The sequence below is a fragment of the Castellaniella sp. genome (genome assembly GCF_041677825.1).
In the GTDB taxonomy this organism is placed as follows: Bacteria; Pseudomonadota; Gammaproteobacteria; order Burkholderiales; family Burkholderiaceae_B; genus Castellaniella.
Genome location: NZ_JBAYPG010000029.1, coordinates 12,635 through 25,348, shown reverse-complemented (window position 1 = coordinate 25,348; position 12,714 = coordinate 12,635). Strand labels below are relative to the sequence as shown.

Annotated in this window: 13 protein-coding genes and 1 tRNA gene; 4 read left to right on the top strand and 10 right to left on the bottom strand. The window is 64.2% G+C overall.

All coding sequences use genetic code 11. The features are described 5' to 3' along the window. Positions 1–4 precede the first annotated feature (4 nt). Entirely contained in the window at positions 5–901 is an 897-nt protein-coding gene (locus WCY17_RS11915) for a TIGR00730 family Rossman fold protein (RefSeq protein ID WP_372702409.1), read from the top strand. Positions 902–943: 42 nt separating this feature from the next. Here the strand turns inward: WCY17_RS11915 and WCY17_RS11910 are convergent, their stop codons facing one another. Then, positions 944–1,909 (bottom strand): Bug family tripartite tricarboxylate transporter substrate binding protein, encoded by a 966-nt coding sequence (locus WCY17_RS11910; protein ID WP_372702408.1) that lies wholly within the window; start codon positions 1,907–1,909, stop codon positions 944–946. A 201-nt stretch (positions 1,910–2,110) separates the two neighbouring features. On the opposite strand from WCY17_RS11910, the gene dinB reads away from it, so the two are divergent. Continuing rightward, a complete protein-coding gene (gene dinB, locus WCY17_RS11905) occupies positions 2,111–3,241 on the top strand; it encodes a DNA polymerase IV (RefSeq protein ID WP_372702407.1) in 1,131 nt (376 codons plus the stop codon). Positions 3,242–3,344: 103 nt separating this feature from the next. On the opposite strand, the gene WCY17_RS11900 is transcribed toward dinB, so the two are convergent. The 5 genes from WCY17_RS11900 to WCY17_RS11880 all read right to left on the bottom strand — a co-directional run bounded on the left by WCY17_RS11900 (position 3,345) and on the right by WCY17_RS11880 (position 8,031). Continuing rightward, complete coding sequence (locus WCY17_RS11900) at positions 3,345–4,505, bottom strand: PQQ-dependent sugar dehydrogenase (RefSeq protein WP_372702406.1); 1,161 nt, start codon at positions 4,503–4,505, stop codon at positions 3,345–3,347. Between the two features lie 10 nt (positions 4,506–4,515). Continuing rightward, positions 4,516–4,644, bottom strand: a complete 129-nt coding sequence (locus WCY17_RS11895; RefSeq protein ID WP_372702405.1) for a hypothetical protein — start codon at positions 4,642–4,644, stop codon at positions 4,516–4,518. Beyond that, positions 4,641–5,849 carry an MFS transporter gene (locus WCY17_RS11890; RefSeq protein WP_372702430.1) on the bottom strand — a complete coding sequence of 403 codons (1,209 nt, stop codon included), beginning with the start codon at positions 5,847–5,849 and terminating at the stop codon, positions 4,641–4,643. The genes WCY17_RS11895 and WCY17_RS11890 overlap by 4 nt, the downstream gene beginning before the upstream one ends. A gap of 154 nt (positions 5,850–6,003) precedes the next feature. Next, the gene (locus WCY17_RS11885) at positions 6,004–7,515 is read right to left on the bottom strand and encodes a tripartite tricarboxylate transporter permease (protein ID WP_372702404.1); all 1,512 of its coding nucleotides are present in this window, start codon (positions 7,513–7,515) and stop codon (positions 6,004–6,006) included. 30 nt (positions 7,516–7,545) lie between these two features. Next, a complete protein-coding gene (locus WCY17_RS11880; protein ID WP_372702403.1) occupies positions 7,546–8,031 on the bottom strand; it encodes a tripartite tricarboxylate transporter TctB family protein in 486 nt (161 codons plus the stop codon). A 103-nt stretch (positions 8,032–8,134) separates the two neighbouring features. On the opposite strand from WCY17_RS11880, the gene WCY17_RS11875 reads away from it, so the two are divergent. Beyond that, a tRNA-Arg gene (locus WCY17_RS11875) sits at positions 8,135–8,209 on the top strand. A gap of 572 nt (positions 8,210–8,781) precedes the next feature. Then, positions 8,782–9,096 (top strand): hypothetical protein, encoded by a 315-nt coding sequence (locus WCY17_RS11870; RefSeq protein WP_372702402.1) that lies wholly within the window; start codon positions 8,782–8,784, stop codon positions 9,094–9,096. Positions 9,097–9,227: 131 nt separating this feature from the next. Here WCY17_RS11870 and WCY17_RS11865 read toward each other — a convergent pair whose 3' ends face one another. The 4 genes from WCY17_RS11865 to WCY17_RS11850 form a co-directional block, all read right to left on the bottom strand. After that, positions 9,228–9,956, bottom strand: coding sequence for an enoyl-CoA hydratase-related protein (locus tag WCY17_RS11865; RefSeq protein ID WP_372702401.1), 729 nt, complete (start codon positions 9,954–9,956; stop codon positions 9,228–9,230). Positions 9,957–10,161: 205 nt separating this feature from the next. Beyond that, positions 10,162–11,115: a dihydrodipicolinate synthase family protein gene (locus WCY17_RS11860; RefSeq protein ID WP_372702400.1), complete on the bottom strand. Its 954-nt coding sequence runs from the start codon at positions 11,113–11,115 to the stop codon at positions 10,162–10,164. Positions 11,116–11,173: 58 nt separating this feature from the next. Beyond that, positions 11,174–12,229: a substrate-binding domain-containing protein gene (locus WCY17_RS11855; protein WP_372702399.1), complete on the bottom strand. Its 1,056-nt coding sequence runs from the start codon at positions 12,227–12,229 to the stop codon at positions 11,174–11,176. Further along, positions 12,213–12,680: a MaoC family dehydratase gene (locus WCY17_RS11850; protein WP_372702398.1), complete on the bottom strand. Its 468-nt coding sequence runs from the start codon at positions 12,678–12,680 to the stop codon at positions 12,213–12,215. Before WCY17_RS11850 ends, WCY17_RS11855 begins: the two co-directional genes overlap by 17 nt. Between the last annotated feature and the right edge of the window lie 34 nt (positions 12,681–12,714).

The window sequence follows — 12,714 nt, the reverse complement described above, 5'->3', positions numbered from 1 at the left end:
CACGATGAACCCATCCCCAGAGATCGACGAACGCTTGCGCGCCATTCTCGAGTCCCCATCTTACCGCTTGGCCTATGAAGACATGGCCCTGCTGGCTCAGGATGATCTGCGCCCCCTGCGTTTCCAGCTCGAGCTGATCAAGCCGGATCGCATCCTCGAAGATCAGGGCGTGCGCTCGACCATCGTGGTCTTTGGCAGCGCCCGGGTCCATGATGCAGCCACGGCGCGCAGCCAGCTCGATGCGCTCGAGCGGCGCCAGGCGGCCGAGCCGGACAACGTGGCACTGCAACAAGAACTGGCCATGGCGCGCCGGCGCATCGGGCAAGTGCGCCATTACGAAGAAGCCCGCCATTTCGCCCGCAGGGTGTCGCTGCGTTTCCAGCAGGAACATCGCTGTGATTTCGTGGTGGTGACGGGCGGTGGCCCGGGCATCATGGAGGCTGCAAACCGTGGGGCGCATGATGCCGGCGCACGTTCGATCGGTCTGAACATCACGCTGCCCCATGAACAGGCGCCCAATCCGTACATCACACCCGAGCTGGCGTTCCGGTTCCAGTATTTCGCGCTGCGCAAGATGCATTTCCTGATGCATGCGCGTGGCCTGGTGGTCTTTCCGGGGGGGTATGGCACGATGGACGAATTGTTCGAGGTCCTGACCCTGATCCAGACCCGCAAGATGCCCCCGATTCCGGTCGTGCTCGTGGGGCGCGAGTTCTGGCACCGCGCTGTGGATTTCGACCACCTGGCCGAAGAGGGGTATATATCAGACGAAGATCTGCATCTGTTCGAATACGCGGATCGGGCCGAAGAAATCCTGGCGATTCTCGAGCGGTTCTACAGTACCGTATCGCCAGAGACCGTGGGCCTGTCCGAACCCTGCGACCCGGGCTCGGCCGCCTGAGGCGCCTGGGCCCGGCGCCTCGGGTGACAGTGCCGAAGTACCCTATTGCAGGCTGATGTTCTGCTCGCGGATGATGTCGCCCAGCAATTGCGCTTCGCGTTCGACGCGCTGGCGCATGCCATCGGGCGTGGTGCCTACCGTGGTCCAGCCCTGGGCAAAGAGCTTTTCGCGGATCTCGGGGCGTTGCAGGATTTCGACAATCGTGTCCGACACTTTCTTCTGTACGTCGGCTGGCAGGCTGGCCGGGCCCACGACCGCGTTCCAGACTTCGAGGTTGAAGTCCTGGACCCCGGCATCCGACAGAGACGGCACCCCGGGCACCAGGTCGCTCTTTTCGCCGGATGTCACGCCGATGGCCTTGAGCCGGCCGGCATCGACCTGGGGCATGGCCACCCCCGGTGGCATCATGGCCATCTGCACCTGTTCGCCGATCAGGGCGGTGACGACGGCGGGATTGCCGCCCGTGTACGGCACCTGCATCGCTTCGAGGCCCGGCACGCGACTCTTGAGCAGTTCCATGCCCAGATGGGATACGGAGCCCACGCCGACCGAGCCGTAATTCCAGCGATCGCCCTCCTGGACGGCCTTGGCCAGAAATTCGGCGCCATCGGGCTGGTCAGCCGATGTGACCAGCAGCAGCGGTGCCGTGGTGACCAGGCTGAGATAGCTGAAATCCTTCAGGGGATCGTAGGGCAGATCGGGATACAGCATCTGGGAAGACGTCAGGTTGCCATTGATCACGATCCCCAGCGTGTGGCCATCAGTGGCCTTGGCCACGTGGTCGGCGGCAATATTGCCGCTGGCCCCCGGCTTGTTCTCGACCACGACCGGCTGGCCCAATTCTTTGGACAGCGGTTCGGCCAGTGTACGGGCGACCATGTCGGGTGTGGATCCGCCGCCGAAACCCACCACCAGCTTGATGGGCTGGGTCGGCCAGTTCTGGGCGCTGGCGGCCAGGGGGCAGGCCAGGAGTGCAGACAGGGTCAGTAGCACGGTACGTCGTTTCATGAGCGAGAGTCTCCAGTGTGTGGGGGCCATGGCGGGCCCGAAGGTATGCAGCGCATTTTACTCGCCTGGTGCCCGGCGGCGCCCGCCCGATGATCGCTGCACCCCCCGGGCAGGACGGACGGGGGGCGCGTGTTGCCTGGCCACGTCCATGAACATGGCAGGCAGTCGCTATAATGCTGGCGATACATACAGTGCCTGATCATGGTCGCCGAAACCCGTCGTATTGCCCATCTCGACATGGATGCGTTCTTCGCATCGGTGGCGCTGTTGCGCTATCCGGATCTCAAGGGCCAGCCGGTCGTGATCGGCGGCCATGGGCGCTTGCCCGAGCCGGGCGCGTATGCCCGGCTGCGGGGTTACGTCGGCCGCGGGGTGCTCACCACGGCCAGCTACGAAGCCCGGCAATTGGGGGTGCACTCGGCCATGGGCATGATGAAGGCCGCCCGGCTGGCGCCCGATGCCATTCTGCTGCCCGTCGATTTTCCCAGCTACCGTCATTATTCGCGGCTGTTCAAGGCGGCCGTGGCACGCGTCGCGCCGCTGGTCGAGGATCGCGGCATCGACGAAATCTATATCGACCTCACGCCCCTGCAGGCAGACAGCATCGCGCTGGCGCAGCAGCTCAAGCAGGCGGTATTCCAGGCGACGGGCCTGCGCTGTTCGATTGGCATTTCGCCCAACAAATTGCTCTCCAAGATCGCATCCGATCTCGACAAGCCCGACGGCATCACGATTCTTCGGCCAGGTGATCTCGAACAGCGTATCTGGCCGCTGCCCGTATCCCGCATCAACGGCATCGGCCCCAAGGCCACCGGCAGGCTGGCCAGGTTGGGCATCCGGACGATTGCCGAGCTTGCCCACACCGATCCGGCCTTGCTGCAAAAGCATTTTGGCCATACGTATGCGCGCTGGATGGTGGCTGCGGCGCATGGGCGCGATGAGCGGCCGGTGGTCACCCATTCCGAACCCCGTTCCATCAGCCGGGAAACCACTTTCGAGCGGGATTTGCACGTGCGCCATGACCGCGCGCAGCTGTCGGCCATCCTGCGCGAGCTCTGCGAACGGCTGGCCGCCGACCTGCTGCGCAAGCGGGTACGCAGCGGCACGATCGGCATCAAGCTGCGTTTTGCGGATTTCTCCATCGTCACGCGTGACCACACCCTGAGCGAGGCCGTGCATGACGCCGACGCGATTCACCAGGCAGCGCGTGCCTGCCTGAAGCGCGTGCAGTTCGATCAGCGCATGCGTCTGCTGGGTGTGCGGGCCTCGAAACTGGTGCCCATGCATGAGGACACGGGTCGGGCGCCCCCGGTGCAGCTGTCGCTCTATTGAACGGTAGCGGTGTCAGCCGGCGTTGAACCGCGGTGGCATCAGCAGGCGTTGAACTGCGATGGCGTCAGCGGCGTTGAACTGTGGTGGCGTCAGCGGCGTTGGACTACGGTGGGGCCAGCCGGAGCAGGCGGCCCTGTGGGCCATCTTCGATCACCCAGACTGCGCCGTCGGGGGCCACGGCAAGGTCGCGGATGCGCTCACCCAGGCTCCAGCGGTTGACCTGCCGGGCACCGCCCTGGGCATCCACTGCAACGCGCACCAGGCCCTGGGCCATGAGGCCGCCGATCAGCGCCGAGCCTTCCCAGTCGGGGAACAGGGCGCCGGTGTAGAAGGCCATGCCTGCCGGCGCGATCACCGGCGTCCAGTGCAGGGCGGGGGCCTGGAATTCTGGTCGGGTGGCGTGCCGGGCAATGGGCACGCCGCTGTAGTGATCGCCGTTCGAGACCAGTGGCCAGCCGTAGTTCTTGCCGGGTTCGATGAGGTTCAGCTCGTCGCCACCGCGTGGCCCCATTTCATGCAGCCACAGATCGCCGTTTGGTGCGAACGCCAACCCGTAGGGATTGCGATGGCCCGTGGTCCAGGTCTGCGCGCGCACGCCCTGGGCATCGGCCATGGGGTTGTCCGCGGGTACCGCACCGTCGCGCAGCAGGCGCAGGACCTTGCCACGCCCGAGGTCAGGCTCTTGTGCCGTGTCGGCTTCCTGGCGCTCGCCCACCGTAAGGAACAGATGCCCGCCGTCGGGCGCAAAGGCAATCCGGGCGCCTGGATGACCCTTGCGCCCGGGGCGATTCTGGCGCCACAGGATTTCAACGCCCTGAAGATGGATCCCCGGCCCGGACTCATCGAGTTCGGCCCGCGTCAGCACCAGCGCGCCCCCCTGGAACGCGGGCTCTACAAAGGTGAAATAAACCTGGCGGTCGTCATTGAAATCGGGTGATGGCACGATGTCGTGCAGGCCGGCCTGGCCGTGGGCGTAGACCGCCGGAACGCCATCGATGGCCTGCCGCTGGCCTTCTTGTGTGACCAGGTGCATCCGGCCCCCGCGCTCGGTGAGCAGCAGGCGGCCATCGGGCAGGAAAGCCAGGGCCCATGGGTACTGAAAGGTGCCCCGTGGCTGGACGACAAAGGGTGCAGGCGCATCGGCCGGCAAACGGCCGGCGTTGTCTGCCTGGCTGACCGGCAACACAGTGCACAGCAGCAGGGCCAGCGCGGCACGGACGACATGCGCGACCGCAAGACGAGGCCCGGGAAGGGGGGCAGCCATTCGCCAGCCCTCAGCCGCAGCCCGGCAGCCCCGCCTGCAGCAGACCCAGCCCGGCGGCGCGCCAGCCGATCAGGCCAAGCAGGGCGATGGCCCCCAGGCCGGTACCTACGGCAGCGATCAGCCATGATTTGCGCATCATGCAGGAACCCCTTGCAGCCTGAGGACTGGCTGTTCGCGTATGGGCCAGTTCAGTGCTGCAGCCACGAAACTCAGGACGATTGAAATATACCAGACCATATCATAGCTGCCTGTCTGGTCGAACAGATAGCCCCCCAGCCAGCCCCCCAGGAAGGAACCCAGCTGGTGGAACAGAAAGACGATGCCACCCAGCATGGACAGGTTGCGCACGCCGAACATGGTGGCTACCGCCCCATTGGTGAGGGGGACCGTGGACAGCCAGAGCAGGCCCATGCCGATGCCGAACGCGTAGGTGGTCCAGGCGGTGACCGGCAGGGCGATGTACAGGGTAATGACCAGCGCCCGCAGCAGATAGACCCCGCTGAGCAGGCGCGGCTTGGAATAGCGGCCCCCCAGCCAGCCTGCAATGTAGGTGCCGAAGACATTGAACAGGCCCACCAGGGCCAGTGCGGTGGTGGCCACGACAATGGGCAGGTTGCGATCCACCAGATAGGAAGGCAGGTGCACGCCGATGAAGACGACCTGAAAACCGCAGACGAAGAAGCCGAACGACAGCAGCCAGAAACCCGAGTGATGACAGGCTTCATGCAGGGCTTCGCCCAGCGTCTGCTCTTTGCGGCCGCTCGTGTTGGCGAGGGGCTTGTCCTTGACCATCGCGGTCAGCGGCATCATGAGCGTGGAGAGTACGCCCAGCACGACCAGTGCGGCCGCCCAGCCCAGCCACTCGATCAGGCCCAGCGTGCCGGGCAGCATGGCGAACTGCCCGAGTGAGCCGGCGGCCGAGGCGATGCCCATGCCCATGCTGCGTTTTTCGGGTGGCAGGGCCCGGCCCACCACCCCGAGTATGACCGAGAACGAGGTGCCCGAGAGGCCCAGGCCGATGAGCAGCCCGGCGCTCAGTGACAGTGACAGGGGGGTATCGGCAAAGCCCATGAGTATCAGGCCGCTCGAATACAGCAGGCCCCCCAGCACGATGGTGCGCCGTGCGCCCAGCCGGTCGGCCAGCGCGCCCGCGAAAGGCTGAGCGAGCCCCCAGGCGAGGTTCTGCAGCGCCATGGCAAAGGCAAACACCTCGCGCCCCCAGCCGAACTCCTGGCTCATGGGAAACAGGAAAAGGCCAAACCCGTGGCGTGTGCCCATGGAGAGGAAGATGATCAGGGAGGCTCCCAGCATCACCCAGAGGCTCTTGCGCCAGACTGCATTCATCATGTGGTCCTTGCTGACATGGCCCGCGCGTGAAAGACCCGGCACCAGCTTGTGCAAGCGCATATAGTACCGCGCCCGCAGGGTGGGCACGGGGCCGTGTACGGATCAGGCGTCTGGCCCATGCACTTGGCACCGGAGCCGTGGGCGGGCCGGATCATTCCTCCACAAAGGCCTCGGCGCGCTTCTTGCGCAGCGATGGCAGGACAAGCGCCACCAGCAGGGCGAGCGCGACCAGCAGCAGGCTGGCCGAGATCGGCCGGGTGACCAGCACGCTCCAGTCGCCGCGCGACAGCAGCAGCGCCCGGCGCAGGTTTTCTTCCATCATGGGCCCGAGGATGAGCGCCAGCAGCAGGGGGGCCGGTTCGAGCCCCAGGCGGATGAACACGTAGCCGATGATCCCGAACCAGCCCAGCATCCAGACATCCCAGGTGCTGTTGCTCAGCGAATAGGCGCCCAGTGCACAGAACAGCACGATCGCCGGGAACAGCCAGCGGTATGGCAGGGTGAGCAGCTTGACCCACAGGCCCACCAACGGCAGGTTCAGCACCACCAGGATGGCATTGCCGATCCACATGGATGCAATCAGGCCCCAGAACAGTTCGGGGTTGCTGGTCATGACCTGGGGCCCCGGCTGGATGTTGTGCATGATCATGGCACCGACCATCAGGGCCATGACGCTGTTGGGCGGCAGGCCCAGCGTGAGCAGCGGGATGAAGGCCGTCTGCGAGCCCGAATTGTTGGCCGATTCGGGGGCGGCCACGCCCCGGATGTTGCCCTCGCCGAACCGTTCTTCGCCCGGCTCGAGGCGGATTTTTTTCTCGGCGGTATAGGCCGCGAACGAGGACAGCACGGCTCCGCCGCCCGGCAGGATGCCAAGAAAGGCGCCGATCAGGGTGCCACGGCCGATTGCCGGTGTCATGCGGCGCCAGTCTGTGCGGCTGGGGTAGAGATTGGCCAGCCGCACCTTGAAGACATCGCGCCGGACATCGGGCTGGGACAGGTTGGAGATGATTTCACCATAGCCGAACAGCCCCATGGCGATGACCACGAAATCGATGCCGTCGGCCATCTGCGGGATGCCGAAGCTGTAGCGCTGCACACCCGAATTGATGTCGGTGCCCATCATGCCCAGCAACAGCCCCAGCACGATCATGCCGAGTGCCTTGACGATGGATCCGGAGGCCAGGACGATCGAACCGAGCAGGCCGAGCACGATCAGTGAAAAGTACTCGGCCGGCCCGAACTTGAAGGCCAGCTCGGTCAGCGGCCCGGCGAAGGCAGCAATGACCACGGTGCCGAAGCAGCCGGCCACGAAGGAGCCTACGGCGGCCGCCGTCAAAGCCGGGCCGGCCCGGCCCTTGCGCGCCATCTGGTAGCCATCGAGCACGGTCACCACCGACGAGATTTCACCCGGCAGGTTGACCAGAATGGACGTGGTCGAGCCGCCGTAGGCTGCCCCGTAGTAGATGCCGGCCAGCATGATGAGTGCAGAGGTGGGGTCGAGGGCGAAGGTACCGGGCAGCAGGATGGCAATGGTGGCTGTGGGCCCCAGGCCGGGCAGGATGCCGATCAGCGTGCCCAGCAGGCAACCGATGAAGGCGTAGGCCAGGTTGTGCCAGGTCAGGGCAACGCTGAATCCGAGCGCCAGGTGTTCGAAGATGTCCATGGGGTGTGTCCTGGAGGGTGTGTCGGGGCGTCAGGTGCCCAGAAACGGTGGCCACGTCAGAAATGGCATGCCCAGGCCCCATACGAACACCAGCCAGCTGCCTGCAGTGAGCGCGGTGGCCAGGATCAGGGCTTCGCGCCAACGGAATTCGTGCCCGGCCCGCGCGGCGACCACGATCAGTACGAAGGTCGCGAACAACAGGCCAAAGGCCGGGATCCCCAGGGCCGGCCAGCCGCCCAGAAGAATGCCGAACAGCACATTGGCCAGAACCACATGCAGCACGGGCCACCAGCGCCAGCGCCCGATGGGTTCATCCGGCTGGCGCAGCGCAATGGCCCTGATGCACAGGATGAGCCCGATCAGGGCCAGCAGGATGCTGCACAGCAGTGGAAAATACCCGGGCCCCATGTGGGCGCTGGTCCCCAGACGGTAGCCCAGGGCACCCCAGCCAAAGCCCGCCGCCAGCACGATGAACAACAAGCCCGAGAAAAAGTCCTTCTGGCTCTTGATATGCACGATGTCTATCCTGTGGGTGGACAGGCTGTGAGTATATCGAAAGCCGTTTCCCGGTGCAGTCCTTTATAATGTCGGGCCTGCGCCGCTTTGGCACCGAGCCTGGGCCTCCTTAGTTAAATGGATATAACTTTCCCCTCCTAAGGGAAGATTGCAGGTTCGATTCCTGCAGGAGGCGCCAATGGTAGTGCAGCCAGCCCGACTTGGGCAGGAAGACGCGGCTATTGGTCTGATCGAGCTTGATCTGTTTGGTGTGGGGATAACGAAAAGTGTCTTTCCACGCCCTGAGGGACGTGGTTTGCCGCGCTCCTGATCAGAACAAGGTCTTGTCTCATTGCTGGAAAATTCCCTTACGGCTATGATTATTTGGAAGGTGATGCAACAGTGCGTGCCAATCGCAAGGAGAGGTGATCATGTATAAGACACATGGATTTGGCGTGAGGCCATCCAGAGGATCGCCCTCGCCGATTGAGGCAAAAATCACGGACACAGAGGTCATCAGCGCCCAGGAGTTTGTGCGCATTATGCGCGAACGCCCGCAAGATGTGGTTTCCTCGACGTTCTGCCCGCCTGCACCTGGCGGCGCCTCGTTTGGCTCGTTTCGAGTCAAGTTCTCTAAGGCGCGTTTAGTGCCAGGCGTCTAAAGTAGCTGATCCTCAAGAGCCGCGCCAACAGGCTGGGCTGAAGCTGCCCGATAGAGCTGGGCTTGAGCATTTTTTTCGTGCCCAGGAAAAGGAAGCGGAGGCGCGCATTTTGGAGGCGCAGAATCAAGCGCAGCAAAATGATGCAAATCTTCAGATCGCGCTAGCGAGTATCGACGCCCAAGCAAAAGATCGACAGGACAACCGGGCTCAGTACAGCCGCATACTCAAAAATCGCTACATTTTTGTGGCCGTCTGCCTTGTGGTGATTTTGCTGTTTTGTGGGTTCTCGATTGTAAGCGGAGCCACTGCACTCGTGCTTGACATCATGAAGATCGGTGCAGGCTTGATCTCTGGCGCCATAGGTGGCTATTTTGCAGGAAAAAACGTGAGCGTCGCGCACCGTTCGCAGGACAGCGACAAGTAGCCCAGTTGTTCGAAATTTCCGGGTAGCGCTGCAGTGGGCGGCATGGTTGATGATCGCTGCGCAGATCCGCTCAAAATCGCTTGCACGGTAGAGCTTTGCGGCCTCGCGGGTGGCCAAATGCTCGGCCCCGCTCACGATCCGCGATACTTTGGTGCGCGTTTTTCCAGAAAAGCCTGCATTCCCTCGAGCCGGTCGTGCGTCTTGAAAAGTTCGATGACCTGCTGCTGTTCGAAGGCCAGACCTTCTTCCAGCGGGAGCTCGAACGCTGCCAGCACCGACCGTTTCGCACGCTGCACCGAAATCGGCGCGTGGCGCGTGATGCGTGCGGCGATCTCGATGGCGCGCCCCAGGGTCTGGTCGACCGGCACGACCTCGAGCACGAGGCCGGCCTCACAGGCCCTGTGCGCCGGGATCAGGTCGCCTGTGAGCACCAGATACATGGCCAGCGACTTGCCCACGGTGCGTGGCAGGCGCTGGGTGCCGCCGTCTCCAGGGATCACGCCGATGTTGATCTCGCCCTGGCCGAAGCGGGCATTCTCGCCCGCAATGATCATGTCGCACAGCATGGCCAGTTCGCAGCCGCCACCGATGGCGGGGCCGTTCACGGCCGCGATCAGGGGCTTGGAGAATTGCTGGATGGACTGCCAGCGCCCCAGGCGCTCGGGATCGCGGTACCAGTCCACACCCCGTTCGACCATCCCGGAAATATCAGCGCCTGCAGAGAAGATACGCTCGGAGCCCGTAAGGACCACGGCGCCGATCTCTGGATCGCGCTGTGCCGCATCCAGATGTCCGCACAACGTGACGATGAGTTCCGTGCTCAGCGAGTTGGCCTTGTCCGGTCGGTTCAGCCGCAGCACGAGGACACCAGGGCGAGGGGTATCCGCGAGGATCAGGCCATCGCCCGGCGCCGGGTTGCAGCCAGGGGCCGGTCCGTCACTTGAAACCTGGCTGCCTCCCGGGCTCTGCCTGTCGCCTGAGTCATGGCTGTCGCCCGGGCTCTGCCTGCTGCCTGCTGCAGGGCCGTTCTTCGTTGGTGGGGTGTCATTCATTCAGGGCACCGTCTCAGGACACCGTCGCGTACACGGTCTCTGGCGTGAGGCCGGCCTGGTCGAGCCAGTGCTGAAGGCGCGCGGGGTCGCCTGTGGATTGCAGGGGAGGGCGCACGGCGGGGTTCTCGAGCCGGCCCAGGGCGACCAGGGCTTCTTTCATGCGCGCCTGCCAGTCGATGTACGGGCGCTCGTAGAATGCCTGTACGGCTGCGTAGATGCGGTCTCCGATCTGCCTGGCGCGCGCCAGGTCGTTGCTCTGGAATGCGTCGAACAAGGCGACCTGCAGGTTGGGGATGACGCTGCCCGCGCCCGATATGATGCCCTCCACGCCCAGCGGCAGGGAGCCGAGCAGCCACGAGGAGTGCGTGGTCATGACGCGGATCGGGCGTGACAGGGCATGCAGCCTGCGCACCTGCGTTTCGTGCAGGGCCGGGTCGGAACAGAGGTCCTTGATGGCCACGATGCGGGGCACGCGCTCGCAGACTTCGATCAGCGTATCGAGCGAAAGCTGCAGGTTCGTCCATTTGGGGAACTGGAAGAGGATGATGGGCAGGTCGGTGGCGTCAGCCAGGGCCTTGTAATAGTCGATGAACAGCTGGGGCCGGTCGGCCCCGTGGAACATGAGCACATTGGGCGGAAAGGCCAGCAGGCAGGCGGCCCCGCCTGCGGCGGCCATGCGGGCCAGTTGCTGCGCGTGCCGGGTACTTTCGGAATAGATGCCGCAGATGATGGGCGTACGCTGGCCCACCACGTCCATGGTGAGATCCAGGGCGCGCTGCTGCTCGTCGAAAGACAGGGCATGGACTTCGGCGGCGTGGCCGTTGATGGTCAGGGCCGTGACACCTTCGGTTTCTGCGCAATCGCGCACGTGCTGCCGATAGGCCGCTTCATCGATGCGCATTTCGGGATCGAAGGGCATGAGCACGGCCGGAACGACACCGTGCGGCAGGTAGTTTGAAGAGGGCATTGGGGGACTCCGGTAAAAACAGGGGAACGGCTGGGTGGCACAGGCAGGGGGGCGCAGGCTATCGCGGCGGAGGTCCTGTAGTGCCACGCAAAATGAGATTGGCCTCGAGTTCGACGTGCTCGACCTCGGGCTTGCCGGACAGCCGTGCAATCAGGTGGCGGCCGGTTTCCTGGCCCATGGTGGCTGCGGGCACTTCGATCGTGGTCAGCCCGGGATGAAAATGGGCACAGAACTCCAGGTTGTCGAAGCCCACCACGGACAGTTCATCAGGCACACGGATGCCCTGTTCGGCGCATTCGGCCAGCACCCCGAAGGCCAGCACATCCGAGCCACAGAACACGGCCGTGGGCATGGGGTCGGCGGCCAGCAGCGAGCGCAGGGCCTGACGCCCGGCTGCAATCTTGTAGGGCTTTTCGATCAGGTAGCGATCGGGCAGACCCAGACCGCGTGCCGCCAGTGCCTTGCGCACGCCTTCGACACGGTCGCTGGCGCGGTCATTGTCGTGCGTGATGCCGGCGATCATTGCAATGCGCGTGTGACCGATGTCCACCAGATGGTTGATGACCTTGACGACCACGGTTTCGTTGTCGAACCCCACGCAGGAACGCTCGGAGTCGGGGCTGTAGACGTAGGTATCGACCACCGGAATCCTGCGGGCCTTGAGCAGGCTGCAGAGGTCGGGATGATGATTGCCGCCGATCAGCACGAGACCCTCGACGCCTCGCTCGATCAAGGTGCGCGATTGCCGCAGTTCTTCAGCGTGGTTGTAGCCCGACGAGGTGACCAGCAGGGAATAGCCGTGCTCGCCCAGGATTTGTTGCAATGCAGCAATCAAGTTGTTGTAGATGGCGTAATCCAGAGTCGGCAGCACCGTGCCGATCAGCCGCGAGCGACGTGAACGCAGGGCGCGCGCAGCCCCGTCAGGCATATAGCCCAGCGCATTGGCCGCATCGTGGACCCGCCTGAGCGTGGCATCATTGACGATGTCAGGTTGCGAGAGCGCGCGCGAGGCCGTGGCCACGGAGACCCCCGCCGCTCTGGCGACATCTTTCAGAGACGTGCGCCGGGTGTCCGGCCGGTGGGTTCTGGCGGCAGATTCAGTCCGTGCGGTCATTCGATACCCATTTGAGAATGTGCTGCGCAACCGCAATCGTATCGCCGTGCTGGTTGCGCACGCTGATCTCGGCCGTAGTACGCGCGCGGCTCTCGTCGGTGGCGATGATCCGGTAATCGACCGTCACGGTGTCACCGATGAGGGCCGCCTTGAGGAAACGCACCCGATCATAGCCGAGCGAGACCGGCACGGCGGTTTTCCCTTCGCTGGGCAAGCGCGCCACCATCATGGACGAGGTCGTGGACATGAACCCCATGAGCAGCACACCGTGGGCGATGCGCTGGCCATAGAAGGAATCCTGCATGTACGCCTGATTGACATGCACGGGCGCCAGGTCGCCCGTGATGCCGGCAAACAGATAGACATCGCTTTCGCTGATGGTCTTGGAAAAGCGGACGTGGTCGCCGATGTTCAGCAGGGCTGCCGGGCTTTGAGTCGGGTTGGACGACATGGTGTTCTCCTGGGGGCTGTGGCCATCGCCGGTC

What these genes read in the sequence shown, in the direction of transcription:
- WCY17_RS11915 (WP_372702409.1), top strand. Translation starts at nt 5, where the DNA reads ATGAACCCATCCCCAGAGATCGACGAACGCTTGCGCGCCATTCTCGAG.
- WCY17_RS11910 (WP_372702408.1), bottom strand. Translation starts at nt 1,909, where the DNA reads ATGAAACGACGTACCGTGCTACTGACCCTGTCTGCACTCCTGGCCTGC.
- dinB (WP_372702407.1), top strand. Translation starts at nt 2,111, where the DNA reads ATGGTCGCCGAAACCCGTCGTATTGCCCATCTCGACATGGATGCGTTC.
- WCY17_RS11900 (WP_372702406.1), bottom strand. Translation starts at nt 4,505, where the DNA reads ATGGCTGCCCCCCTTCCCGGGCCTCGTCTTGCGGTCGCGCATGTCGTC.
- WCY17_RS11895 (WP_372702405.1), bottom strand. Translation starts at nt 4,644, where the DNA reads ATGATGCGCAAATCATGGCTGATCGCTGCCGTAGGTACCGGCCTGGGG.
- WCY17_RS11890 (WP_372702430.1), bottom strand. Translation starts at nt 5,849, where the DNA reads ATGAATGCAGTCTGGCGCAAGAGCCTCTGGGTGATGCTGGGAGCCTCC.
- WCY17_RS11885 (WP_372702404.1), bottom strand. Translation starts at nt 7,515, where the DNA reads ATGGACATCTTCGAACACCTGGCGCTCGGATTCAGCGTTGCCCTGACC.
- WCY17_RS11860 (WP_372702400.1), bottom strand. Translation starts at nt 11,115, where the DNA reads ATGCCCTCTTCAAACTACCTGCCGCACGGTGTCGTTCCGGCCGTGCTC.
- WCY17_RS11855 (WP_372702399.1), bottom strand. Translation starts at nt 12,229, where the DNA reads ATGACCGCACGGACTGAATCTGCCGCCAGAACCCACCGGCCGGACACC.
- WCY17_RS11850 (WP_372702398.1), bottom strand. Translation starts at nt 12,680, where the DNA reads ATGTCGTCCAACCCGACTCAAAGCCCGGCAGCCCTGCTGAACATCGGC.